This window comes from Streptomyces sp. NPDC001068, assembly GCF_042897315.1.
GTDB lineage: Bacteria > Actinomycetota > Actinomycetes > Streptomycetales > Streptomycetaceae > Streptomyces.
Window position 1 is genome coordinate 507,961 of the sequence record NZ_JBIAYD010000002.1, and the last position, 24,206, is coordinate 532,166.

23 protein-coding genes are annotated in these 24,206 nt (G+C 72.1%); 10 read left to right on the forward strand and 13 right to left on the reverse strand.

The genetic code is table 11. The features are described from left to right. Positions 1–83: 83 nt before the first annotated feature. Entirely contained in the window at positions 84–1,439 is a 1,356-nt protein-coding gene (locus ACFY3I_RS07430; protein ID WP_390859778.1) for an RICIN domain-containing protein, read from the forward strand. A gap of 236 nt (positions 1,440–1,675) precedes the next feature. Next, positions 1,676–3,103: an alkaline phosphatase family protein gene (locus ACFY3I_RS07435; RefSeq protein WP_390859779.1), complete on the forward strand. Its 1,428-nt coding sequence runs from the start codon at positions 1,676–1,678 to the stop codon at positions 3,101–3,103. Between the two features lie 71 nt (positions 3,104–3,174). Here ACFY3I_RS07435 and ACFY3I_RS07440 read toward each other — a convergent pair whose 3' ends face one another. Both ACFY3I_RS07440 and ACFY3I_RS07445 read right to left on the reverse strand, forming a co-directional pair. Next, positions 3,175–5,082, reverse strand: a complete 1,908-nt coding sequence (locus ACFY3I_RS07440) for an FHA domain-containing protein (RefSeq protein WP_390859780.1) — start codon at positions 5,080–5,082, stop codon at positions 3,175–3,177. Positions 5,083–5,315: 233 nt separating this feature from the next. Beyond that, positions 5,316–6,929: a metallophosphoesterase family protein gene (locus ACFY3I_RS07445; protein ID WP_365287149.1), complete on the reverse strand. Its 1,614-nt coding sequence runs from the start codon at positions 6,927–6,929 to the stop codon at positions 5,316–5,318. Positions 6,930–7,222: 293 nt separating this feature from the next. Between ACFY3I_RS07445 and ACFY3I_RS07450 the strand changes: the two genes are divergently transcribed. Continuing rightward, positions 7,223–7,696, forward strand: a complete 474-nt coding sequence (locus ACFY3I_RS07450; protein ID WP_390859781.1) for a carboxymuconolactone decarboxylase family protein — start codon at positions 7,223–7,225, stop codon at positions 7,694–7,696. A gap of 168 nt (positions 7,697–7,864) precedes the next feature. On the opposite strand, the gene ACFY3I_RS07455 is transcribed toward ACFY3I_RS07450, so the two are convergent. Next, a complete protein-coding gene (locus tag ACFY3I_RS07455) occupies positions 7,865–8,311 on the reverse strand; it encodes a cupin domain-containing protein (protein WP_390859782.1) in 447 nt (148 codons plus the stop codon). A 170-nt stretch (positions 8,312–8,481) separates the two neighbouring features. Here ACFY3I_RS07455 and ACFY3I_RS07460 point away from each other — a divergent pair, with 170 nt between their 5' ends. Further along, the gene (locus ACFY3I_RS07460; protein WP_390859783.1) at positions 8,482–9,384 is read left to right on the forward strand and encodes an RNA polymerase sigma-70 factor; all 903 of its coding nucleotides are present in this window, start codon (positions 8,482–8,484) and stop codon (positions 9,382–9,384) included. 93 nt (positions 9,385–9,477) lie between these two features. Continuing rightward, on the forward strand, positions 9,478–10,224 hold the full coding sequence (locus ACFY3I_RS07465) for an SDR family oxidoreductase (protein WP_390859784.1): 747 nt from the start codon (positions 9,478–9,480) through the stop codon (positions 10,222–10,224). 132 nt (positions 10,225–10,356) lie between these two features. Here ACFY3I_RS07465 and ACFY3I_RS07470 read toward each other — a convergent pair whose 3' ends face one another. The 8 genes from ACFY3I_RS07470 to ACFY3I_RS07505 all read right to left on the reverse strand — a co-directional run bounded on the left by ACFY3I_RS07470 (position 10,357) and on the right by ACFY3I_RS07505 (position 16,297). Then, positions 10,357–10,698: a hypothetical protein gene (locus ACFY3I_RS07470; protein ID WP_365287141.1), complete on the reverse strand. Its 342-nt coding sequence runs from the start codon at positions 10,696–10,698 to the stop codon at positions 10,357–10,359. Positions 10,699–11,091: 393 nt separating this feature from the next. Beyond that, positions 11,092–12,204, reverse strand: a complete 1,113-nt coding sequence (gene paaE / locus ACFY3I_RS07475; RefSeq protein ID WP_390859785.1) for a 1,2-phenylacetyl-CoA epoxidase subunit PaaE — start codon at positions 12,202–12,204, stop codon at positions 11,092–11,094. Beyond that, complete coding sequence (paaD, locus tag ACFY3I_RS07480) at positions 12,204–12,719, reverse strand: 1,2-phenylacetyl-CoA epoxidase subunit PaaD (RefSeq protein ID WP_390859786.1); 516 nt, start codon at positions 12,717–12,719, stop codon at positions 12,204–12,206. The genes paaE and paaD overlap by 1 nt, the downstream gene beginning before the upstream one ends. Further along, entirely contained in the window at positions 12,713–13,543 is an 831-nt protein-coding gene (gene paaC, locus ACFY3I_RS07485; protein WP_390859787.1) for a 1,2-phenylacetyl-CoA epoxidase subunit PaaC, read from the reverse strand. Before paaC ends, paaD begins: the two co-directional genes overlap by 7 nt. 9 nt (positions 13,544–13,552) lie before the next feature. Then, positions 13,553–13,843: a 1,2-phenylacetyl-CoA epoxidase subunit PaaB gene (paaB, locus tag ACFY3I_RS07490; RefSeq protein ID WP_365287133.1), complete on the reverse strand. Its 291-nt coding sequence runs from the start codon at positions 13,841–13,843 to the stop codon at positions 13,553–13,555. Beyond that, positions 13,840–14,811 (reverse strand): 1,2-phenylacetyl-CoA epoxidase subunit PaaA, encoded by a 972-nt coding sequence (gene paaA, locus ACFY3I_RS07495; RefSeq protein WP_390859788.1) that lies wholly within the window; start codon positions 14,809–14,811, stop codon positions 13,840–13,842. The genes paaB and paaA overlap by 4 nt, the downstream gene beginning before the upstream one ends. A 116-nt stretch (positions 14,812–14,927) precedes the next feature. Beyond that, complete coding sequence (locus ACFY3I_RS07500; protein ID WP_390859789.1) at positions 14,928–16,148, reverse strand: thiolase family protein; 1,221 nt, start codon at positions 16,146–16,148, stop codon at positions 14,928–14,930. Beyond that, a complete protein-coding gene (locus ACFY3I_RS07505) occupies positions 16,148–16,297 on the reverse strand; it encodes a hypothetical protein (protein ID WP_390859790.1) in 150 nt (49 codons plus the stop codon). Before ACFY3I_RS07505 ends, ACFY3I_RS07500 begins: the two co-directional genes overlap by 1 nt. Positions 16,298–16,390: 93 nt before the next feature. Between ACFY3I_RS07505 and paaI the strand changes: the two genes are divergently transcribed. From paaI to gap, 5 genes are all read left to right on the forward strand, one after another. Further along, on the forward strand, positions 16,391–16,819 hold the full coding sequence (gene paaI / locus ACFY3I_RS07510) for a hydroxyphenylacetyl-CoA thioesterase PaaI (RefSeq protein ID WP_365287125.1): 429 nt from the start codon (positions 16,391–16,393) through the stop codon (positions 16,817–16,819). After that, positions 16,819–18,165, forward strand: a complete 1,347-nt coding sequence (paaK, locus tag ACFY3I_RS07515; protein ID WP_390859791.1) for a phenylacetate--CoA ligase PaaK — start codon at positions 16,819–16,821, stop codon at positions 18,163–18,165. The genes paaI and paaK overlap by 1 nt, the downstream gene beginning before the upstream one ends. Before the next feature lie 42 nt (positions 18,166–18,207). Further along, positions 18,208–18,690 carry a GNAT family N-acetyltransferase gene (locus tag ACFY3I_RS07520; protein ID WP_390859792.1) on the forward strand — a complete coding sequence of 161 codons (483 nt, stop codon included), beginning with the start codon at positions 18,208–18,210 and terminating at the stop codon, positions 18,688–18,690. Between the two features lie 232 nt (positions 18,691–18,922). Next, positions 18,923–19,879 (forward strand): GlxA family transcriptional regulator, encoded by a 957-nt coding sequence (locus tag ACFY3I_RS07525; protein ID WP_390859793.1) that lies wholly within the window; start codon positions 18,923–18,925, stop codon positions 19,877–19,879. Between the two features lie 115 nt (positions 19,880–19,994). Beyond that, positions 19,995–20,990, forward strand: a complete 996-nt coding sequence (gene gap, locus ACFY3I_RS07530; protein WP_390859794.1) for a type I glyceraldehyde-3-phosphate dehydrogenase — start codon at positions 19,995–19,997, stop codon at positions 20,988–20,990. A gap of 64 nt (positions 20,991–21,054) precedes the next feature. On the opposite strand, the gene ACFY3I_RS07535 is transcribed toward gap, so the two are convergent. Together ACFY3I_RS07535 and ACFY3I_RS07540 are read right to left on the reverse strand one after the other, a co-directional pair. Then, on the reverse strand, positions 21,055–22,137 hold the full coding sequence (locus tag ACFY3I_RS07535; RefSeq protein WP_390859795.1) for a hypothetical protein: 1,083 nt from the start codon (positions 22,135–22,137) through the stop codon (positions 21,055–21,057). A gap of 224 nt (positions 22,138–22,361) precedes the next feature. Next, positions 22,362–23,876, reverse strand: a complete 1,515-nt coding sequence (locus ACFY3I_RS07540; protein WP_390859796.1) for a hypothetical protein — start codon at positions 23,874–23,876, stop codon at positions 22,362–22,364. Positions 23,877–24,206 lie beyond the last annotated feature (330 nt).

Consider the following 24,206-nt stretch of genomic DNA (forward strand, 5'->3'; position numbering starts at 1 on the left):
AACACTGGCGCGGCACACGTCCCACCGGATATCTCATCCCTCTGACAGCGTTGGTACCTCGTGTCAGAGTGAAGGGAAATCCCGTGCGACTGCGCCCCCTGCGCGTCCTGTGCTGTTCCGCCGTCCTCGCCCTCGCGGCACCCGTCCTGCTGCCGGGCACCGCCTCGGCGGCCCTCCCCGCCGCCCCGGTCTACCTCCAGAACGCGGCCACCGGCCTGAACGCGGCCGACAGCGGCGGCACCGTGGCGGCCCACAACCCCAAGGGGAACGAAGACCACCAGCAGTGGTCGGCCGTCGCGGTCGACGGCGGCTACCAGCTGCGCAACGCCGACGAGTCGGGCACCTGCCTGGGCCGCGGCGGCACCGCCGCGGTGACCGCGGGCTGCGGCGCGGACGGCACCACCTGGAGCGTCACGGCGGGCGCCGACGGCACCTACACGGTCGCCGTCCCCGGCACCGCGCAGTACCTCACCGGCTCCGCCTCCGGCACGGTACAGCTGGGCGCCGCGGGCGACCCCGCGCGCTGGTACCTGACCCCGGCCGCCTACGCCACCTCGGCGATGCCGTCCGCCGACACCAGGACCCTGGACCAGGTCACCTTCCTGACCGCGCACAACGCCTTCGCCAACGGCTCCGACGGCAACTTCGCGTCGTTCCCGGTCAACCTCTTCCCGAACCAGAACTACGGCATCGCCCGGCAGCTGTCGGACGGCGTCCGCGGCTTCATGCTCGACGACTACACGGTCTCCGGCCGGGCCGTGCTCTGCCACAACAGCTGCGACGGGGTGAGCAGCCCGGTTCCGCTCGCCACCGACCTCCAGCGCATGGTCGACTTCCTCAAGGCCCACCCCGGCCAGTTCGCGACGGTCTTCCTGGAGGACTACGCGTCGTCCGACGTGCTGAAGTCCTCCCTGGCCTCGGTCAACGGCCTCTCCGACGTGCTGTACCGGCCGGACCAGGAGGGCGTGGCCGCCAACGGCTGGCCCACGATGGCCGACCTCGCGGCCCGCGGCAAGCAGCTGCTGATCTTCAGCGACCGCACCCGGGCGAGCGACACCGCGGCCGGCTGGGCCACCCGGGACACCTTCGGCGTCATGTACCAGCGCGAATGGACCGTGGAGAACTACTGGTCCATGGGCGGCGGCATAGGCGGCTCCGACTGGTCCTGCTACAGCCGCTGGGGCACCGACAGACCCCTCACCACCGACTCGGCCGCGTTCCACCCGCTCTTCGTGATGAACCACTTCCGGGACTACCCGATCGCCTCCACCGCCGCCACCGACAACGGCAAGCTCCTCAACCGCACGCAGAACTTCTGCACCCCCGCGGCCCGCAAGAAGCCCAACTACCTCGCCGTGGACCGGTACGACACCGGCTCGCCCACCCCGCTCAGCACCGTGGGCACCCTCAACACCTACGTCCTCGCCCCCGGCCAGTGACGAGACCGGTGTAACGGCCAACGTTCCTCAACGCCCGGCAACGCCTGCACGACGTAACGGTGTTGAAAGCAAACTCCGGGCCAACTCCATCCCTGCGTTGGCCCGGAGTTCACCGGCCACCCCTGATGCACCCCGCCTCCCGGGGCCCACAGTGAACGGCGGCCCGTCCGCGCGGCCGGGCCTGCCGTCACTCCCGCAAAGGTCCTCCCCCCGAGGGCCCGAGACAAGGAGCATCCATGGCTGAGCTGACCCGTCGCAGACTCCTGGGCTCCGCAGCAGGCGCCCTCGGCGGCGCCGCGGCCCTCTCCCTGCTGCCGCCCAGCGTCCAGCAGGCCGTGGCCGCCGGACCGCCGAAGCACGGCTCGCTGCGCGACATCGAACACGTCGTCATGCTGATGCAGGAGAACCGGTCCTTCGACCACTACTTCGGCACCCTCTCCGGCGTCCGCGGCTTCGCCGACCCGCACGCGCTGAAGCTGGACAACGGGCAGTCCGTCTTCTACCAGCCCGACGCCGTCAACCCCAAGGGCTACCTGCTGCCCTTCCACCTCGACACCCACACCTCCAGCGCCCAGGCCATCCCCTCCACCAGCCACGCCTGGTCCGTGCAGCACCAGGCGTGGAACAACGGCAAGATGGACCAGTGGCTGCCGGCCCACCGCAAGGCCGACGGCGTGAACGGCCCGTACGTGATGGGCTACTACACCCGCAAGGACATCCCCTTCCAGTTCGCCCTCGCGGAGACCTTCACCGTCTGCGACAACTACTTCTGCTCCGTCTTCGGTCCCACCTGGCCCAACCGGCTGATGTGGATGACCGGGAGCATCGACCCGGGCGGCACCCTGGGCGGCCCCGTCATCAGCAACTCCGCGCCGGCTCCGTACCGCTGGACCACCTACGCCGAACGCCTCCAGGCCGCCGGCGTCAGCTGGAAGGTGTACCAGGAGGAGGACGACTACGGCACGAACATGCTGGAGCAGTTCGCGGCCTTCAAGAACGCGCAGCCCGGCTCCGACCTGTACGAGCGGGGCGTACGCCCGCAGCCGCAGGGGACCTTCGAGGACGACGCCCGCAACGACCGGCTGCCGACGGTGTCGTGGATCTGCCCCACGAGTTACCAGTCGGAGCACCCGAACTACCTGCCGGCCGCCGGTGCCGACTACGTGGCGTCCAAGATCGAGGCGATCGCCTCGAACCCGAAGGTGTGGCGCAAGACCGCGTTCATCCTCAACTACGACGAGAACGACGGCCTCTTCGACCACGTGGCGCCGCCGACCCCGCCCGCGGGCACCGAGGGCGAGTTCATCCAGGGGCTGCCGATCGGCGGCGGCTTCCGGGTCCCCGCCATCATCGTCTCGCCGTGGACGGTGGGCGGGTGGGTCGCCACCGAGGCCTTCGACCACACCTCCGCCCTGCAGTTCCTCGAGCGCTTCACCGGCGTCGAGGAGCCGAACGTCACCGACTGGCGGCGCGCCACCTTCGGCGACCTCACCAGCGCGTTCCGGTTCCGCGAGGGCAGGCCGCGTCCGCCCCGTCTCCCCCACGACACGGCCGAGCAGCTGGAGAAGGCGAAGGAGGAGGTCGCCACCCTGCCCAAGCCCACGCTCCCGCAGGCCGACCAGAGCTACCCGCACCAGGAGAAGGGCCACCGTCCCCGCACCTGATCGCGACAGCACCCCGCCGCCGCACCGGGCGGCGGCGGGGTGCCGGGCGAACGGTCCGGCCGGGGTACGTCCTAAGGCTGGGCGGCCGGCTCCAGCGCACCCACCGCCGCGGCGGCCGCGGACGAGTCCTCGCCGTAGAAGATGTCGATGTCGACCTCTTCACCGCCCATGGTCAGGGTGTCCCACGCGCCGCTGAGCACGAGCATCCGCAGCGTGGCGGGCTGCAGGGTGGCCAGGCGCTCCAGGATCGCCTCGTCGTCCGGCATTCCCTCCAGGCGGAGCGCCAGCCGCGCCCGGATGGCCTGCATGCGCTCCAGCAGCGTCTTGGTGTCCGCCGCACGGTCGGGCTCGCTGGGGATCCCGTCGATGCCGTGGCCGATGATGTCCTTGATGGCCCAGGTGACACCCTGGTCGTCGGTGGTGACCATCGCCTTCCAGGCCCGGCTCTTGTGCCGGTACTGGAGCATCGACATGGCCGCCTCGTGCCGCAGGAAGTCCGCGTCCCGGAACGGCCGTCCGTTCCATGCCCCGTTCAGGGACCGGGCCAGTGAGATCGCGGACGCCAGACCGCTGTTCAGGCCGCGGCCGGGCCAGAAGTGGATGGCGTTGGCGGCGTCGCCGAGGATGAAGCCGTACGTCCCCGGGGTGTTGGCGGTGGGCGGCAGCAACTCGGCGGAGAAGCGCGGGCGCTGCACCATGTCCAGACGGAAGCTGGTGACCGCCGACAGGTCGTCGGACTCGACGCCGAACAGCTTCAGCCCCTCGTTCACCCGCCGCCACAGCGGTGAGCCCTTGACCAGGGCGGGCAGGAACAGCGTGCCGTGGGTCGCGCACTGGAAGTCGCCGTACTGGTCGCGGTCCATCAGGCACGGCCGGGAGGCGATGCACTCCTCGAAGACGCGGCGGACCGGGTCGAGTCCGATGACCTCGGCGGCCTCGGCGTCGGTGAGCCGCATGTTGAGGAAGCCCTCGCCGCGCAGCGAGTTGAGCAGGAAGCGGTTCTGGGCGACGGTCAGCAGCACCGCCATGGGGTCGGTCAGGCCGGACTTGACCCGCAGTCCGAGGACGACGTCCTGGAGGTGGCGCCCGTCCAGGGAGTAGATCGACTCGTCGGCCTTGCCGAAGCGGGCGGCGAAGCGGTCCCGGGTGCGGGAGCGGCCGCCGTCGCAGATGGCGAGCACGTGCTGGGAGGCGAGCGCCTCCTGCTGTTCCTCCGCGTCGAACCGGGCGGGTATGAGCCGGATCCGGTCCCGCTTCTCGTTCGCCAGCTCCAGCAGCCGGTCCTCGATGTAGGCGATGCGCATGTTGCGCGGATGGTTGTCGCCGACCGAGTCGGGGCCGGAGGGCCACATCTCGGTGTAGTGCTCCGGGTCGAAGAGGCGGTCCTGGACCTCCTGCGGCCAGGCGAGGTACTGGCGGCTCTGCACTGTCACCACCTGCAGGCGTCGTACGTTCCCCTCGTCCGGGCCCTTCCAGACGACGGAACGGCCCTGCTTGCGCCACCTGCCGTCGTAGACGGTGATCTGGGCCTGGGGTCCGAGGAAGTGCTCCAGGAGCAGGGCGAAGGACAGGCCGACCGGACCGCCGCCGGCCACGGTGACCCGCAGCACCGGCCCGCGTTCGCTCTCCGCCGCGCCGTGCGTCACGGACCGCGGGAGGGAGAGCGCCATCAGCGTCTCCATGGCGTCCGCGACCTCGAACCGGAACTCCTGGTCGCCCAGGGAGATCTCGTCACCGGGCTGCAGCAGCCGGGACTCCACCTCCTCGCCGTTGACCAGGGTGCCGTTGCTGCTCTCCAGGTCGCGCAGGACGTAACCCTTGTCCTCGTCGAAGACGATCTCCGCGTGGAAGCGGGAGACACTGAGGCTGGAGATGACGACGGTGTTCTCCGAGTTGCGTCCGAAGGTGACGCGGGTGTCCAGGACCGGGATGCGCTCCCCCGCCAGCAGACCTTCGAGTCCGACCAGCACCGGTGCCACGGCACTTCCTTCCACAAGCTTGTCATGTTGTTGAACCGGGGCACCGGTCACGCGTTCTACCGCCGGCCACCCCACCGGGGAGCATATACTTGCTTAACCAAGTATTTCCAGTGCGCGCTTCGCTACAATCCCTGCCGATCCGACGGGGGTTCGTCGGTTTTCGGCCAGTGTGCACACGATCACGGAAGGCCGTCCGGCGGGGCCGGGCGCAGGCCGCCCGGCCCCGCCGGCGATCAGCGGCCGTGGCCGTCGGAGCGCTTGCGGTGCAGGGTGAAGTTCTCGAAGACGGACAGGTCGCCGTTCGGCTTGTTCACGTTGTAGTACGTGACGTGCATGCGGGTGGTGTCCCCCGGGTGCCGCCCCGGGTCGACGGTGAAGGCCGCGAAGCCATAGGGGTGTTCGACGTCCCGGACGCCCACCCAGACGGCCTGCTCCTTCACGTAGGTGGAGGTCCGCTTGCCGTTGGAACCGGGGGTCGCCGACACCGCCGTGATCACCTTGCCGGTGCCGTCGGTGAAGAACTTCTCGTTCGTGGTGCCCGAGACGCCCCCGCCGCCCAGGATCATGTGCACGGTGCCCAGGTCGGCGTCGATGTCGTCGGTGGCGTGGGAGACCGGGTTGGGCGTCAGCGTCTCGCTGCCGGCCACGACACCCCGCACGGCCAGCGACCGCTCGTAGTTGTGCTCGTGGCCGCAGAGCACCAGGTCGACGCCGTAGCGGTCGAAGAGCGGACCGTACTTCTCGCGCAGGCCGAGGTCCGCGCCGTTGGCGTCCGAGGAGCTGACCATGACCTGGTGCATGGCCACGACCACCCAGTCGACGTCCTTCGAGGAGCGCGCCGCCTTCAGTTCCCGCTCCAGGAACGCGAGCTGGCGGCCGCCCGAGTAGCCGCTGATGTAGACGTCGCCGCCGTCCTGGAGGCAGTTGTCGTCGTTCTGCAGCACGATCACCCGCACCGAGCCGGCCGTGAACGCGTACCACAGGCCCGCGAGTTCGGGATCCTTCTCGGTGGACGGCAGGGAGAAGTAGGCCTGGTAGGCGCCGAGGCCGAGCGGGCCGTTGGCCTTCTCGATCTCGTGGTTGCCCGCCGCCGGCATCCAGGGGCGGAAGCGCGCCGAACGGGTGTTGTTGGTGAAGAAGTTGTTCCAGGTCCGCACCCGGTCGACGTCCAGGTTGGCGTAGCACAGGTCGCCGTTGAGGAGGTGGAAGAGCGGGGCGACCTGCTCGATGCCGGTGACGATGTCCTTCGTGGCGGGCGTGGAGTTGGCGTCGAGGCCCACGGATCCGTCGGCGGCCCAGGTGACCTGCGGTGCGGACTGGTCGCCGAAGCTGGTGAAGGTGACCGGCCGGCGGCCCTGCGGAGCGGTGCGGAACGTGCCGCTGTCGGGGGTCGCCCCCTCGTGCGTGGCCAGGTAGAGGTAGTCGGTGTCCGGGGCCAGCCCCTTCAGCAGGGCGTGGTGGACGTGCACGGTGCGGTTGGAGGTGCCGTCGACGTAGGTGACCGTCTCGGCCTTCTTGCTCGATCCGAAGCCGTGCTCCAGGGTGCCGTAGCGCACGACGGGCCGGCTCACCGGCCGGTCCGTGATCCACGACACCGTCATCTGGGTGCGCGGGTCGGCCCCGAAGGTCAGGTGCAGGCCCTGGACCGGAGGCGCGCCGGAGGAGTCGGCGGTGAGGTGGAAGGCCGGAGCCTCGTTCGCGGCGGCCTGTGCCGTCCCCGCCCCGAGCAGTCCGGTGGCGGCGACACCCGCCCCCGCGGTCCCCAGCAGGCCCAGCGCGTGACGGCGGCTGAACCCGTCCGAACCCTCCGCCGGTCTGTCCTGTGTCGAGTCTGCCTGTGCGGTCATGACGCCCTCCCGAGGAACAGCTGAGCTGACAACGACCGCACCCTGGCCCAGCCCAACTGCCCCCACGTGAACACCACATGGCCACAGGGCCAGCACCCGTCAGGCATCAGGCCGCGGCCGCGGTCCCATGCCCCGGGCTTTACCGCCGCCCGACCCGGTCTTGACCGGCGCGCGCCACCGGGCCGCCGGATGAGGCCCACGTCACACCCTGCTCGCTGTCACACATCCCGGCCCGCTCCGGTCATTCCTGTGTATCCGCCACACAGCAGCCGCAACGCGGCAAGGAGATCATCGTGGAATCACGTCTCAACTACTTCGGCCACCCGCTCGCCGGCAAGGTGCTCAAGCACATCAACTCCGCCGGCATGGCGGTCGCGGACTCGACGCTGCCGGCCACGGTCCAGGAGCTGGTGAAGATCCGCGCGAGCCAGATCAACGGCTGCGGCTTCTGCACCGACATGCACACCAAGGAGGCCGCGGTGGCCGGGGAGACCCAGCAGCGCCTGAACCTGGTGGCGGTCTGGCGCGAGGCGACCGTGTTCACCGAGGCGGAGCGCGCCGCCCTGGAGGTCGCGGAGCAGGGCACCAGGATCGCCGACGCGGCCGGGGGCGTCTCCGACGAGGCGTGGGCCGCCGCCGCCAAGCACTTCGACGAGGAGCAGCTCGTCGCCCTGATCTCGCTGCTCGCGGTCATCAACGCCTACAACCGCATCAACGTCGTCAACCAGCAGCCCGCCGGGGACTACCAGCCCGGCCAGTTCGGCTGACCTCCCGGTTCGCCGGCAGCACCGGCCGCGTCCTCCCCGGCCCTCGGGCGGGAAGGCGCGGCCACCGCGCGGCCCGGGTCGGGGCGACCCGGGTCGGGGCGGCCCGGGCCGGATCGGATGGGGTCGGATCGGATGGGGTCGGATCGGGTCGGGTCGGGTCGGGTCAGGTCAGGTCGTGGTGGGACGCGGCGCGCGCAGGTGAGCCCGCTCGGCCAGTTCGCCCTCGTCGACCAGCTCCAGCATCGGCCTGCCCGGCGCGCACATCATGACCACCACGAACCGGGTCCGCGCGTCCGCGAGGGCGTTGCCGTCCTGGTAGTGGATCACGTCACCGCCCGGCTCCCAGAACGTGCCGCCCGCCTCGACCACCCGCTCCGGCTCGCCCTCCAGCTCGAAGCGCACGGCGCCCTCGAGCACGTACCCGAAAGCGGGTCCGAAGTGGCGGTGCGGCGGGGTTCCGGGAGCGCCCGGCTCCCACTCGACGCGGATGGTCATCGCCGTGGCTCCTTCGGGGACGGCGATCGGCGCGGCCTCCTGCAACACCGTCACCGCCGCATGCCATCCCTCAGGCAGAGACGGTCCGCCGGGGCCGGTCGCCGCGTTCCTGTCCGACATGATGGGGCACCTCCGTGGATTCGGCGTCCCTCGGCACCGGCCTTCGACGCTTCGACGCCGGCGGCCGAGAAGACATGGATCTGCGGCGCGGTAGGGACGGTTCGTACCCCTCTGTGCCGTTCTGTGCGATGCCAGCTTGTAGCATGATGATCCGACTCTGGAGGACATCGATGCGCGGCGCTGACAACGGGAGCCCAGACTCCCTCGACCAGGCGACGAAGGAATTCGTCGCGGCGCGCCCCCAGCTCTTCGGTATCGCCTACCGCGTGCTCGGCAGCGCCGCCGAAGCGGAGGACGTCGTCCAGGAGGCGTGGATGCGGTGGCAGAACACCGACCGCGCCGATGTCCAGGAACCGGCCGCGTTCCTCGCCACGATCACCACCCGGCTGGCGATCAACGTCACCCAGTCCGCCAGGGTGCGCCGGGAGGCCTACGTCGGCCCCTGGCTGCCCGAGCCCGTCGACACGAGCGCGGACCCCCAGCTGGGCGCGGAACGCGCGGAAGCGCTCGACCTCGCGGTACTCCTGCTCCTGGAGAAGCTCAACCCGGTGGAGCGGGCCGCCTACGTGCTGCGGGAGGCGTTCGACTACGCCTACGCACGGATCGCGGACATCGTGGAGACCAGCGAGGCCAACGCACGCCAGCTGGTGAGCCGGGCCCGCAGGCACCTGACGGCGGAGCGCCGGGAACCGGTGGACTCCGCCGAACACCGGCGTTTCCTGGAGGTCTTCCTCGCCGCCGCGCAGAACGGCCGCCTCTCGGTGCTCGAGGAGGTCCTCACCGAGGACGTGGTCAGCTACGCCGACGGTGGCGGGATGCGCGGCGCGTCCAGGATCCCGGTCGTCGGGATCGCGCACGTCTCCCGGTACCTCGTCGCCTTCGCACCAAGGTTCTGGCCCGGGTCGGAGGTCCGCTGGACCGAGGCCAACGGCAGGCCGGCCATCCTGGTCACGGCCGACGGGAACCCGGTGGCGCTGCTGTCGGCAGACGTCTCGGCACGCGGCATCGAACGCCTCATGTGGGTGCTGACCCCGGCCAAGCTGGCACGCTACGCGGCCTCGCTGGACGGTTGAGACCGGCCGGATGCCGCGGGCCTGTCACAGACGGCGCACCTGTCCGGTCTTCTCTGGTGCAGACATCAGAGAACCTCCGAGAGGAATTCCGTCATGAAGGTCGTCGTCATCGGTGGCACCGGGCTCATCGGCTCGAAGGTCGTCGCCGGGCTCGTCGGGCAGGGGCACGAGGCGGTCGCGGCCGCGCCCAGCACCGGCGTCAACACCCTCACCGGCGAGGGACTCGCCGAAGCCCTCCAGGGGGCCTCGGTCGTGGTCGACGTGTCCAACTCCCCGTCGTTCGAGGACCAGGCCGTCCTCGAGTTCTTCCGCACCTCCACGGCCAACCTCCTGCGGGCCGAGGCCGAGGCCGGCGTACGGCACCACGTGGCGCTGTCCGTGGTGGGCACCGACCGGCTCCAGGGCAGCGGGTACTTCCGGGCCAAGAAGGCCCAGGAGGACCTGATCAAGGCCGCCGGCACCCCCTGGTCCGTCGTCCACGCGACGCAGTTCTTCGAGTTCGCGAAGGGGCTGGCCGACGGGCTCACCGAGGGCGACACCGTGCGCCTGCCGGACGCGAAGATCCAGCCGCTGGTCTCCGACGACGTGGCCGCGGCCGTGACCCGCGCCGCCCTCGCCGCGCCGGTCCACGGTGTGGTGGAGGTCGCCGGGCCGGACGTGTTCCGGCTGGAGGAGTTCATCCGGATCGCCTTCGACGCGGCGCACGACCCCCGCAAGGTCGTCACGGACCCGCACGCCCGGTACTGGGGCGCCGAGCTGCGGGACGACACGCTGCTGCCCGGCCCGGACGCGGACCTCGGCGAGGTCCGGTTCACCGAATGGCTCATGCGCCAGCGGTAGGACCACGGGCCGAGGGCCCGTGCGAAGGAGGCCGGGGCCCGCTCCCCGGCGCTCCCGCCGGTTCCCCTGCGGCACCGGCGGGGCGGACCGGACCTGCCCCGGCCGGGCCGCCGCCACGGCCGGCGGCGGGGCCTACGACGCGCCGACCAGCACCACGGTCACGCACAGCGCCATCACCGCGGTGATCAGGATCATCGCGGTCAGGGTGCCGCGCAGCCAGTGCCCGAAGCGGGCGCGATGGCGCTGTTCCACCACGTCGATGCTCGCGGCGATGTGCTGCGTCACCATGCGGGCCACATAGGTCTGTTCCGCGAGGTACCAGCGTTCGATGTCCGTCCTCTGGTCCTGCGTCAGCCCCGGCTCCCGGGCGGTGAAGTCCGTGACCCGCCGGCGTGCCGCCCGCAGATGAGCCTGCTGGTAGAGGAAGTCCTGGATGTCGGTCAGGCCGCGGGAGGCCTCCTCGTTGGTGTCCATGATGTGCTCCCCCAGGTGAGGCGGCGGCCGTCCGGCCGGTCACCCCGGCGTGCCACGGAGTACGCACGTCGGTGCCGGGACGGAGAGCAGCGCGCACGAACGGTCGGGCCGGGACTGGTCGGGCCGGCGAACTCGCGAACGCCGCGCGGAGAGCGGGAAGAGACAACGTGAACGACCAGCGTGGCAACATCCGCGGGAAGCCGCAAGGGTGTGGACACGGCGCCCGGCGGGGAGTCGGTCTCCGCCCCGGCGGGGCGGAGACCGACTCCCCGCCGGGGCGGGACGCGTGGGGCTGCCGGGACGGCGGCCGCCGGAATTGCCGGGCCAGCGTCCGAAGGGGCTGCCGGGACGGCCGCCGCGGGGGGAATGCCGGGGCGTCGGCCGCGGGGCCGGTCAGCTGTCGTAGTCGACCGTCAGCTTCTCGGAGACCGGATACGTCTGGCAGGTCAGCACGTAGCCGGCCTCGACCTCCGCGGGTTCGAGGGCGTAGTTGCGGCGCATGTCGGCCTCGCCCTCGGTGATCCGGGCCCGGCAGGTCCCGCAGACCCCGCCCTTGCAGGCGAAGGGCAGGTCCGGGCGGATGCGGGCCGCCGCGTCCAGGAGAGCGGTGCCGCGCGGCAGCCGGGCCGTGGTCGAGCGGCCGTCCAGGGTGACCGTGACCTCGCTGGCCGGGCCGGTCGCCGCCGGCTCCTCGTGGCGCACGGGTTCGACCGGTTCGTCGGCGAAGAACAGCTCCTGGTGGATCCGCCCGTCGGGGACGCCGAGCCCGGCCAGGACCCGCCGGGCGTCCAGCACCATGCCGTGCGGTCCGCACAGCCACCAGTGATCGGCGGCGGAGACGTCGACCAGCCCCGCGACGAGAGCGGCGAGGCGGTCGCCGTCGAGCCGGCCGGTGAGGAGTTCGGCCTCGCGGGGCTCTCGGGACAGCACGTGGGCGAGGTGGAAGCGGGTCCGGTACTCGTCCTTCAGGTCGGCGAGTTCGTCGGCGAACATCACGGTGTCGGTCCGCCGGTTGCCGTAGAACAGCGTGACCGCCGAGTGGTCGTCGGCCGCCAGGACGGACTCCGCGATGGACATCATGGGTGTGATGCCCGAGCCCGCCGCGACGAGCACGTGGTGGCCGGGCACGGTCAGGTCGGGGGTGAAGGCGCCGGTCGGTGCCATCACCTCGACGACGTCGCCGGGCCGCACGTCGTGGACCAGCCAGGAGGAGAAGAGCCCGCCGGGCACCTCCCGCACGCCGATCCGGGGCGGTGCCCCCACCGGTGAGCAGATCGAGTAGGAACGCCGCTCGTCGCGCCCGTCGGTCTCACGGCGCAGGGTGAGGGACTGGCCGGGGCCGAAGGCGAACTCCTTCGCGAGGCCCGCGGGGATGTCGAAGGTGACCGCCACCGCGTCCTCGCACAGGCGCTGGACGGCGGCGACGCGCAGGGGATGGAAGGCCGGGCGGCGGCGCCGAGCCGTCGTCGCGGGGGCACCGGCGGGGGGTGCCGTCAGCTCTGCCATCAGATCTCCTTGACGTACTCGAACGGCTCGCGGCAGGCCAGGCACCGCCACAGCGCCTTGCAGGAGGTGGCCGCGAAGCGCGAGGTCTCCTCGGTGGCGGCCGATCCGCAGTGCGGGCACGCGACCGTGCGCCGGATCGGTGACAGGTCCAGCGGCAGGGGACCGGCGCGGTGGCGGGGTGCCGGCGCGGGCGGTGCGATGCCGTGCTCGGCGAGCTTGCGGCGCCCTTCGGGGGTGATCCAGTCGCTGGTCCACGGCGGATCGAGGACCGTGCGGATCTCGACGCGGTCGAAGCCGGCCGCGCGCAGCCGGGCGGCGACCTGGGCCCGCATCTCGGCCATGGCCGGGCAGCCGGAGTAGGTGGGCGTCAGACCCGCGACCACGGTGCCGTCGGGCTCGACCGTCACGGCCCTGAGCACCCCGAGGTCGGCCAGGGTGAGCATGGGGAGTTCCGGGTCGGGGACCTGTTCGGCGAGGTGCCGCGCCCGCTCGGCGTCGGACAGGACGGTCACCATGTCGCCTCCGGGTGGGCGCGCGCGACGCCCTGCAGCTCGGCCAGGAGCGGGGCGAGGTGTTCGGTGTGTGCGCCGTGCCGGCCGTGGCCGGGCAGGGGCGCGGTGTGCGGCATGGGGAGTCCGGCCGCGTCGAGGACCTGCCGGAGGTCGGCGAGGACCGCGTCACGCACCTCGTCGGCGGCGAACAGCTCCTCCCAGTAGGGGGCCTGCGACTCCAGGGCGGCGAGCATCCGCCCGTGGGACTCCTCCGTGCCGTCGCCCAGGCGTACCACCCATTCGGCGGCGTACTGCCGGTGGTAGGTCAGCTCCTTCACACCCTTGGCCGCGATCGCCGAGAGCACCGGGTCGGGTGCGGCGGTCAGTTCGGTGAAGCGGGCGAGGCGCCCGCTGGCGAACACCAGCAGCCGCAGGACGGAGAAGGCGAAGTCGCCGTTGGGGAGCTCGGCGAGGCGTACGTTGCGGAAGTCGTCGGCGTCGCGGAAGTAGGCGTAGGCGTCCTCGGTGCGGCCGCTGCCGTCCACCTGGCCGCGGCGCGCGTACAGCAGCCGGGCCTGGCCGAGCAGGTCGAGCCCGATGTTGGCGAGCGCCACCTCCTCCTCCAGCTCGGGCGCCCGGGTGACCCACTCGGCGAGGCGCTGCGCCAGCACCAGGGCGTCGTCCCCGAGGGCCAGGCAGTCGGCGGCCAGCCGGGCCGTGTCGACGCCCTCGGGCACGGCGGTGTCGACACCGTGCAGGGGGTCCTCGAAGCCCGTGCCGAAGGCCCATCGGGCGTCACCGTCGTCGTGGTCCTCGGCGAGCGAGAGGTAGACGTGGTCGTCGCTCATCACCGGCTCCTAGATGTGCGGGACATCGTCGGGGATGTCGTAGAAGGTCGGGTGCCGGTAGACCTTGTCGGCGCTGGGGGCGAAGAAGGGGTCCTTCTCGTCCCGGGTGGAGGCGGCGATGTGGTCCGAGCGCACGGCCCAGATGCTGACGCCCTCGTTGCGCCGGGTGTACAGGTCGCGGGCGTGGGTGAGGGCCATCTCGTCGTCCGCGGCGTGCAGCGAGCCGACGTGGACGTGGTTGAGGCCCCGCTTGCCGCGGATGAACACCTCGTACAGGGGCCAGTTCTGCGAGTCGCTCATGCGACGGTCTCCTTGCCTGCCCGGGCGGCCTGTTTGGCGGCGTGCGCGACGGCGGCCGCGCGCACCCAGGCGCCCTCCTCGTGGGCGTCGCGCCTGCGCCGCATCCGTTCCCCGTTGCAGGGGCCGTTGCCGCTGATGACTTCCTTGAGTTCGGCGAAGTCGGGGGTGCCGAAGTCGTGGCGGCCGCGCTCCTCGTTCCAGCGCAGGTCGGGGTCGGGCAGGGTGACACCCAGCTTGGCCGCCTGGGGCACGGTCATGTCGACGAAGCGCTGGCGCAGTTCGTCGTTGCTGTGCCGCTTGATCTTCCAGGCCATCGACTGCGCGGAGTTGGGCGAGTCGTCGTCGGGCGGCCCGAACATCATCAGGGACGGCCACCACCAGCGGTCCACCGAGTCCTGCACCATCCGCCGCTGGGCGTCGGTGCCGCGCATCATCGTCATCAGCAGTTCGTAGCCCTGCCGTTGGTGGAAGGACTCCTCCTTGCAGATCCGCACCATGGCGCGCGCGTAGGGCCCGTAGGAGCTGCGGCACAGGGGGACCTGGTTGCAGATGGCCGCGCCGTCGACGAACCAGCCGATGACCCCGACGTCCGCGAAGCTGGGCGTGGGGTAGTTGAAGATCGACGAGTACTTCTGGCGGCCTTCGAGCAGTCGCTCGGTGAGGTCCGCCCGGTCGACGCCCAGGGTCTCGGCGGCCGAGTAGAGGTACAGGCCGTGACCCGCCTCGTCCTGGACCTTGGCGAACAGGATCGCCTTGCGGCGCAGCGAGGGCGCCCTGGTGATCCACTCGCCTTCCGGCTGCATGCCGATGATCTCCGAGTGCGCGTGCTGGGCGATCTGGCGCACCAGCGTCCTGCGGTAGCCCTCCGGCATCCAGTCACGCGGTTCGATCCGCTGGTCGCGCGAGATCGTCTCCTCGAAACGGGACTCCAGGTCGTGCCCGGCGTCCCTCTCGGCCGCTGCGGTCATCTTCACCCACTCCCTACCGACCATTCGTTCGGTTCATCATAAGGGATGCCCTCCCCGATCTGGCAAGGGCCGCACCGGACCGGCGGCCGGCGAAGCCGACCGGCCGGCGGGAGTGCTCACACCCGCTCGACCAGCAGCGCCACGCCCTGGCCCACGCCCACGCAGAGCGTGGCCAGGCCGCGGCGGCCGTTCTCGCGTTCCAGGCGGCCCAGGAGGGTGAGCAGGATGCGGGCGCCGGAGCAGCCGAGCGGATGCCCGAGGGCGATGGCGCCGCCGTCGGCGTTGACCCTGTCCATGTCGAGCCCGAGGCGCCGGGAGACGGCCAGGGCCTGCACGGCGAAGGCCTCGTTGAGTTCCACGGCGTCCAGGTCGCCGGTCCGCCAGCCGGCCCGGGCCAGCGCCTTCTCGGTGGCGGGAACCGGGCCCAGACCCATCAGGTTGGGCTGGACCCCGGCGGAGGCCGAGGCGACGATCCGGGCGCGGGGGGTGAGGCCGTGGCGCTCCACCGCCTCGGCGCCGGCGACCACGAGGGCCGCCGCACCGTCGGACAGCGGGGAGGACGAGCCCGCGGTGACCACGCCGTTCGCGCGGAAGACGGTCCGCAGGGCCCCTAGCTTCTCCAGGGTGCTGCCGGGACGGGGCCCCTCGTCCCGGGTCACCTCGCCGTCCCGCACCGGGACGGCGACGATCTCACGGTCGAAGCGGCCAGCCTCCTGGGCGGCCACCGCCCGCTGGTGGCTGCGCAGGGCGAAGGCGTCGGACTCGGCGCGGGTGATGCCGTCCAGCGCCGCCACCTCCTCGGCGGTCTCGCCCATGGACAGCGTGACCCTGACCGCCTCGGGTCCGGCGTCCGCCGGGACGGCCCGGTCGGCGGCGGTGAAGCTCGGGTTGGTGAACCGCCAGCCGAGGGCGGTGTCGTACGTCTGGCCCGGCTTGGCCCACGGCGTGCCCGGCTTCTCCGTCACCCAGGGCGCCCGGGTCATGGACTCCACTCCCCCGGCGGCCACGAGACCGGCCTCGCCGGCCCGGATGGCCTGGGCCGCCGAGGCCACGGCCGTCAGGCCCGAGGCGCACAGCCGGTTGACGGTGTAGCCGGGCACGGTGTGCGGCAGCCCGGCCAGCAGCACCGCCATCCGGGCCACGTCCCGGTTGTCCTCGCCCGCCTGGTTGGCGGCACCGAGGACGACCTCGTCCACGGCCTCGCCGGGCACTCCGGCACGCCGGACGGCCTCACCGACGACGAGGGCCGCGAGGTCGTCGGGGCGTACGCCGGACAGGGCACCGCCGTAGCGGCCCTGCGGGGTGCGGGCACCGTCGATCAGGTAGACGTCCGGCATCAGGCGGCCTCCTCGGCGGCGGTGGGGACGGGACGCGACGGCAGCGACGCCGCGTGGCGGACGGCCTCGGCCCGGGCGGCCCTCACGGCTCCGGCCGGGACCCGGTCGGGGGCGGGACGGCGGGGCCTCTCGGGGGTCCTGTGCGGCACTCGGTGCACCTCTTGACATGCGGAGGGCTTGCTGGATTACTTGACCACACCGCACGCTAACCGAATGTTCGGTCGGTCCACAAGGTGGTGGGAATGACGACCCGGGTACCGGAGACGACGCCTGGCCCCGTCGAGACGATGTTCGCCGCGGACGAGGCGTCACGGGGGCTCGGCATCGAGCTGGTCGAGCACGGTGAGGGAACCGCCGTACTGCGGATGACCGTGACGTCCTCCCAGGTCAACGGGCACCGGATCGCCCACGGCGGCTATCTCTTCCTCCTGGCCGACTCGGCGTTCGCCTGCGCCTGCAACAGCCACGGCCCGGTGACCGTCGCCGCCGGCGCCGACATCGACTTCGTGGCGCCCGCGTACGAGGGCGACGTGCTGGTGGCCACGGCGCGTGAGCGCGTTCGCTTCGGCCGCAGCGGTGTCTACGACGTGAGCGTGGTACGCGGAGACGACGTGATCGCGGAGTTCCGGGGCCGCAGCCGGACCCTCCGCACCCCGATCGAGGAGCCGTGATGAGCAGCGAAGTGATCGCACCCGGGCCGAGGGCCACCCGCCGGGGAGAGCCGCTTCCCGAGGCACTCCTGGACGACGCCGAGCGGATGTCCCGCGAGGAGCTGACGGCACTTCAGCTGACCCGGCTGCGCGCGACCCTGCGGCACGCCTACGACAACGTGGAGCTGTACCGGAAGAAGTTCGACGCGGCGGGCGTCCGGCCCGAGGACTGCCACACCCTCGCGGACCTCGCCCGCTTCCCCTTCACCACCAAGGCGGACCTGCGGGACACCTACCCCTACGGCATGTTCGCCGTCCCGATGTCCGAGGTGCGGCGCGTGCACGCCTCCAGCGGCACCACCGGCCGCCCGACCGTGGTCGGCTACACCGAGAACGACCTGTCCATGTGGGCGGACGTGGTCGCCCGCTCCATCCGGGCGGCCGGCGGCCGCCCCGGGCACAAGGTGCACATCTCCTACGGCTACGGCCTGTTCACCGGCGGTCTGGGCGCCCACTACGGCGCGGAACGCGCGGGCTGCACGGTGATCCCCGCCTCCGGCGGCATGACCGCGCGCCAGGTGCAGATCATCCAGGACTTCCGTCCCGAGATCATCATGGTGACGCCCTCCTACATGCTGACCCTGCTCGACGAGTTCGAGCGGCAGGGCGTCGATCCCCGCTCCACCTCCCTCCAGGTCGGCATCTTCGGCGCCGAGCCCTGGACGGAGGAGATGCGCCGCGAGATCGAGGAGCGCCTGGACATCCACGCCGTCGACATCTACGGGCTGTCCGAGGTCATCGGCCCGGGAGTCGCGCAGGAGTGCGTCGAAACCAAGGACGGACTGCACGTCTGGGAGGACCACTTCCTCCCCGAGGTGGTGGACCCGCTGACCGACGAGGTGCTGGCCGAGGGCGAGAGCGGTGAGCTGGTCTTCACCTCGCTGACCAAGGAGGCGCTGCCCGTCGTCCGCTACCGCACCCGGGACCTGACCCGGCTGCTGCCCGGCACCGCGCGTCCCGGACTGCGCCGGATCGAGAAGATCACCGGCCGCTGCGACGACATGATCATCCTGCGCGGGGTCAACGTCTTCCCGAGCCAGGTGGAGGAGATCGTGCTGCGTACGCCGGGCGTGGCCCCGCACTTCCAGATCCAGCTCAGCACGCGTGGCCGGATGGACCACATGACGGTCCGTGTGGAGGCCAGGCCCGACGCCGGCGCCGCCGACCGCGAGGCCGCCGCGAGGGCCATCGTGCAGGGCGTCAAGGACGGCGTCGGTGTCACCGTGGAGGTGACCGTCGTCGACCCGGAGACCCTGGAGCGTTCGCTCGGCAAGCTCCGCCGGGTCAAGGACCTGCGCAAGGCGTAAAGCACTGGCGGCCGAACGGCCGGGGTGCCTACCGTCCTCGGCATGCCCGAGCTGCACCTGCTCCGTCCGGACCACGCCCCGGCGCTCCTCGCCTTCGAGAAGGAGAACCGGGCCTACTTCGCGGCGGCCGTCCCCGACCGCGGCGACGACTACTTCGCCCGGTTCGGCGAACGGCTCCGCGCGCTGCTGGCCGAACAGGACGACGGGATCTGCTACTTCCACGTGATACTCGGCGAGTCGGGCGAGGTGCTGGGGCGGGTCAACCTGGTGGACGTGGCGGACGGTGCCGCCGACCTCGGCTACCGGATCGCCGAGCGGGCCACGGGGCGCGGGCTCGCCACCTCGGCCGTGCGCGAGGTCTGCGCCCTCGCCGCCTCCGGATACGGACTGAACCTGCTGCGGGCCGCGGCCAGGGTCGACAACAGGGCGTCCCGGGCCGTGCTGGCCCGTACCGGTTTCACCCTCACCGGGGAGACACGCCTGTCCGGCGAGCCCGGTCTGACGTATCTGAGACGGCTCCGGTGACGCGCGGGACCGTTCGGGACCGCCGCCGCCTCGGCCCGGTGCCGTCCTGGCGCCGGGGAGGAGGCGTGCCCGGGGCGGGTGCGTTCCCCGGGCAAGGGCGCTCCCCGGAGATGGGTGTGCCTCGTTGAGGGATGTACCTCGGACAGAGTCGTGCCCTAACCGGCCACGAGCGGACCCGACACGTGGGCGCCGCCCCGGCGGCGACCGGGAACCGGCTCGTACCCTGTCCGACGTGCCTGCCACCCGTCTGCATCATGTCGCCGTCCTGGTCCTCGAGGGGGCGAAGCCGCTCGACGTCGGAATCCCCGCGCAGGTGTTCACGACCCGGGCGAGCATGCCGTACGAGGTACGGGTGTGCGGGGCGGCGCCCGGCCTGGTCGCCGGCGGCGACGGGCTGTCGTACCACGTCGCCCACGGCCTGGACGCGCTGGAGTGGGCGGAGATCGTGTTCGTGCCCGGCTACCGCTTCCCCGACCGCAACGACCCGCCGCCGGCCGTCGTCGAGGCGCTGCTCGCCGCGCACCGGCGGGGAGCCCGGGTGGCCGCCATCTCCACGGGCGCCTTCGCGCTCGCCGCGACCGGGCTGCTCGACGGCCGGCGCGCCACGACCCACTGGCACTACACGCGGTCCCTGGCGGAGAAGCATCCGCTCGTCCAGGTCGACGAGAACGTCCTCTTCGTCGACGAGGGCAGCGTGCTGACGTCGGCAGGTGCCGCCTCGGGCATCGACCTGTGCCTGCACATCCTGCGCGGCGACCTCGGCGTGGCCGCGTCGAACCACGCGGCCCGGCGGCTGGTCGCGGCCCCCTACCGCAGCGGCGGCCAGGCCCAGTACGTACCGCGCAGTGTGCCCGAGCCGCTCGGTGAGCGGTTCGCCGCGACCCGCGAGTGGGCGCTGCACCGGCTGGGCGAGCCGCTCACCCTGGACGCGCTCGCCCGGCACGCGGGGGTCTCGGCGCGGACCTTCTCGCGGCGCTTCGTCGCGGACACCGGGTACACCCCCATGCAGTGGGTGATGCGCGCCCGGATCGACCTGGCCCGGGAACTGCTGGAGCGCTCGGAACGGAGCGTGGAGCAGATCGCCGACGACGCCGGTCTCGGCACCGGGGCCAATCTCCGGCTGCACTTCCAGCGCATTCTCGGTACGACACCGACCGACTACCGGCGTACCTTCACCAGGGGCGAGTAGCGGCCGGCCACCGCGGCAGGGCCCTGGCGGGATCCTTTTGAACCGTGGCGTTGTCGCCGCTGTCGTCGCCGGGCGCCGACCGCGAGCCTGGTGGGGTAGCGAAGGGACGCCAACAATGACTCGTATCGCCATCAACGGATTCGGCCGCATCGGCCGCAACGTGCTGCGCGCGCTGCTGGAGCGCGACAGCGACCTGGAGATCGTTGCCGTCAACGACCTCACCGAGCCGGCCGCGCTCGCGCGGCTGCTCGCCTTCGACTCGACGGCCGGGCGTCTGGGGCGCCCGGTGACCGTGGACGAGGACGTCCTCGTCGTCGACGGCCGCCGGATCAAGGTGCTCGCCGAGCGGGAACCGGCGCAACTGCCGTGGGCCGCGCTCGGCGTGGACATCGTGCTCGAGTCGACCGGCCGCTTCACGTCGGCCAAGGCGGCTCGCGCCCACCTCGACGCCGGTGCCAGGAAGGTCCTGGTCAGCGCGCCCTCGGACGGCGCGGACGTCACGCTCGCGTACGGCGTGAACACCGATGCCTACGACCCGGACACGGACACGGTCGTCTCCAACGCCTCGTGCACGACCAACGCGCTCGCGCCGCTCGCCGCCGTCCTGGACGAACTGGCGGGCATCGAACACGGGTTCATGACCACCGTGCACGCCTACACGCAGGAGCAGAACCTGCAGGACGGTCCGCACCGCGACGCCCGTCGCGCCCGTGCCGCCGGTGTCAACATCGTGCCGACCACGACCGGGGCCGCCAAGGCGATCGGCCTGGTGCTGCCGAACCTGGAGGGGAAGCTGTCCGGCGACTCCATCCGGGTGCCGGTGCCGGTGGGTTCGATCGTCGAGCTCAACACCACGGTCGCCCGTGACGTGACGCGCGAGGACGTGCTGGCGGCGTACCGCGCGGCCGCCCAGGGCCCGCTGGCGGGCGTCCTCGAGTACTCGGAGGACGCGCTGGTGTCCTCGGACATCACGGGCAACCCGGCGTCCGCCGTCTTCGACTCGGCCCTCACCCGCGTCGACGGCCGCCACGTCAAGGTGGTCGCCTGGTACGACAACGAGTGGGGCTTCTCGAACCGGGTGATCGACACCCTCGAACTGCTCGCGCGCTAGCGGTCCGGCGCGACGGCCGCGGGGACCGCCGTGGGTGGTGCGGGCACGGCGGGCCGCGGGGTGTTCACTTCTCCGGAAGCCAGCCGAAGCGGCCGGTGGACCATTCGCGTACGGCGGGGACGACGGTTTCCGCTCCGCCGGGCAGCCGGTCCAGGCGGATCACGCGGTACACCTCCTGCCCGTCGTGCACGTACGAGCGATCGCGGGTGAATACCCGGCCCGGTTCGGCCCATACGAGCGGCCACGGATGCTCGTCCGCCGGGCGGGTGGCCACGGTCACCGCGGCGATCCCGGGCCAGTCGAACACGGTGCCGGTGCCACCCGCCTCCCGTGCGGTGAGCCCTTCGGGGCCGACCAGGAGGCGGCGCGGCCTGGTCCAGTGCAGGTAGGCGCGGCCGGTGTACCCCCAGGAGACGAGACCGGCGAGGGGTGCGAGGGCCATGAACGGTCCCGGCACCGGCGCGTCGCCCGAGCGGAGGTAGTCCACCACGAGCAGGGTGAACGTCAGCGCCGCGACCAGGCCCACCGTGAACCGGGTCGCGTTACCGCCTGTCGCGGTGAACTCCCGGGGCAGGCCGGGCCGGACGGGATGCCCTGAACCGGCCGCGTCGATCGCGCCGGTCGGTGCGTCGGCGTCCGCTGCGGTTCTCGTCGTCCCGGACGGCCGGTCGGCCATCAGCCCGGCGGGCAGTCGTTTCATCCGGCTTCCGCCGAACCGGCGTATGGCGTCGGTCAGTCGGGACAGCGGCTGGTCCAGGTCGGCGGTGTCGACGAGGGTGTAGCGCCGCCCGCCGTACGCGCGGTCCGCCGCGCGGGGGAGCTCCACGGCGGGCGCGGGCCACAGCACCAGCCTCGGCTCGGGCACGGGGTCGTCGCCGGGGCCGCCCTCGGGGCTCCCGCCGGGCGGGTACTCCAGTCCGATCTGCTCGATCTGCGCCCAGCTCAGTTCCGCGTCGTGGAGCCGCACTCCCCAGGCGTCGATCTCCAGCCGGAACGGCTTGCGCACCTCCCGCAGGTACCGCAGTCCGCCGAGTCCGATCAGCGCGAAGAAGCACAGGAACGGGGCCAGTGCCCGCAGGCCGACCCCGTGCCCGGCGACCAGCCAGAGCCCGCACGCCGCTTCCAGTGCCAGCGCCCAGCCGACCATCAGCCTGCCTCTGCGCCTGACGCGACCCCGTTTCGTGAATTCCGCCCTGTTCTCCTCCCCCGCGTCCTTCGCTGTGGGGATCCTGCTCAGATCAGGCGGCGGAGGGGTGAACTCCCGGAAACGAAGCCGTCCTTGCCCCTGCACCAGACGCCCGGGGAGTGGAGGCCCCGCCGGTCACGGCCTCCACCGGGTCACCCTCCGCGGGCGGGACCGTCCGACGGCGCCTAGTACGTCGACCCGAGGGACTGTGTCGTGTACGCGCACTCCGTGTAGATGTAGCCGTAGCGCAGCTTGGCGGTGTCGGAGCCCGGGGTGGCCGTGGTGTCGTTCTTCGGCTTGTGCACGAAGTACGTGGTGCCGGGCGGCAGGCTGATCGTGTGCTGGGGATACTTCTTGCCGCTGTCGCCGCACGGCTCCCAGCCGGGGAGCAACGAGCTCGTGAACGAGTACGCCTTGCAGCTTCCGCACGGGCCCAGGGTGAAGCTGCCGGTGACCGGGCCGGTGTAGAGGACGGTGATCTCGTCGGGACTGTCGTTCCTGACGGTCACCGAGATGCCTCCCCCGGACGCGGTGGTGGGCAGTTTCCCGCCGGCCGCGGGCAGTGTCTGGGCGACCTCGGCGCCGATGGCGATCTTGCGGGCCCGGTCGCGGTTCCCGTCGTGCGGGTTGTCGGTGACGAACTGCCGCATGGTCTGCTGGGCCTTCGCGAAGTCGCCGTCCCGGTACTGCTTGACGCCGCACGCGTACTCGCCCGCGTCACCGCTGCGGTCGGCCCGGCCGGCGACCCCGGTCAGGCCCGCGGATTCGGCGGCGCTCCCGTTCGACAGCTGGATGATCTGGGTGTTCAGCGAGCGCAGCCGCTCGACGGCGCCGCAGGGATCCTTCCCGGCGACCGCCTTCGCCGTCCGCTTCTCGGCCGCGTCGACGGCCGGGACGATCTTGGCCGCCTGCTCGGAACCGGGGAAGGTGTCGAGGAGGTAGCCGAACTGCGGAACCCAGTCGGTGCCCGCGGTCAGGCCGTCCGCTCCGCACTCGTAGAGCGAGGTGGCCAACCGGTCGTCGGGCCAGTGCGTGAGCGTGCCGAGCTGGTCCCTGGGCATGGAGTTCGGCACCGTCCGCAGGTACTTCAGCGGCTCGACGGCCGTGCAGTAGTCCTGGTCGCCGTAGGCCGCCGCGACCGTCTTGTAGTACGTCCTCATGCGGGCCGGAACGCGGGCGGCGGCCCGGGAGCCGGAATGGTGGACCGCGAGGTCGCGGTAGACGGCGAGGGCGTCCCGGTAGTCGGACTCGGCGACGGCGAAGTCCTTCTCCGCGGCGATGTCGACCCGCTTGTCGGCGGCGTCCAGGCGGGCGAGGAGCGCCCGCTCGACGGCTTCGTCCCGGGCGCTGTCGTACCAGAGGGCGCCGCCCACCGGGACGGCGAGCAGGACGACGCCCAGGACCAGCGCGACGGGCCGCCGCCCCGGCCACACCAGCCGGGTCCGCAGGCCGACGTACGCGCCGTGGACGGCCGCGAGCAGCAGGAACACGGCGTAGCCGGCCGGCACGGATCCGGGTACGCCGTCGGCGTCCGCCGGCAGCGCGACGAGCAGCAGGACGGTGGTCACCGCCAGGCACACGGCGAACGGGATCCACCGCCGGACGAGCAGGTAGCCGAGGCCGAGCCCGGTGAGGTTGAGCAGCGCCACGGCGGCGGCGCGCAGGGCGTCCGGCGGCGCGGGCGGCGGACCCGACGGCATCGGCGGCAGGAGGGGCTCCGGGGCCGGGAACCCCTGGCCGAAGGGCGGCGCCTGACGGAAGGGTTCCGGATTCGGCGGCACGTGGTGCGAAGGTTCCTGGTTCGGCGGTCCCTGATACGGGCCGTACGCGTCCCCGGACATGGCGGCTCCCCCAATTGCTGCCGAATCCTTCGGAATTGACAGCGTACGACCAAACGTGCGAACCCGACAGGGTCACGGACCCCTGACGCGGCCCCGGAGCAGCGGCCGACCGCCATCCGTGTGAAAGCCCGGCCGCCGCCGGGGGTTGCCGTCGCCTCCCGCGCGTGGCAAGCCGGGCCACCGGGCGCC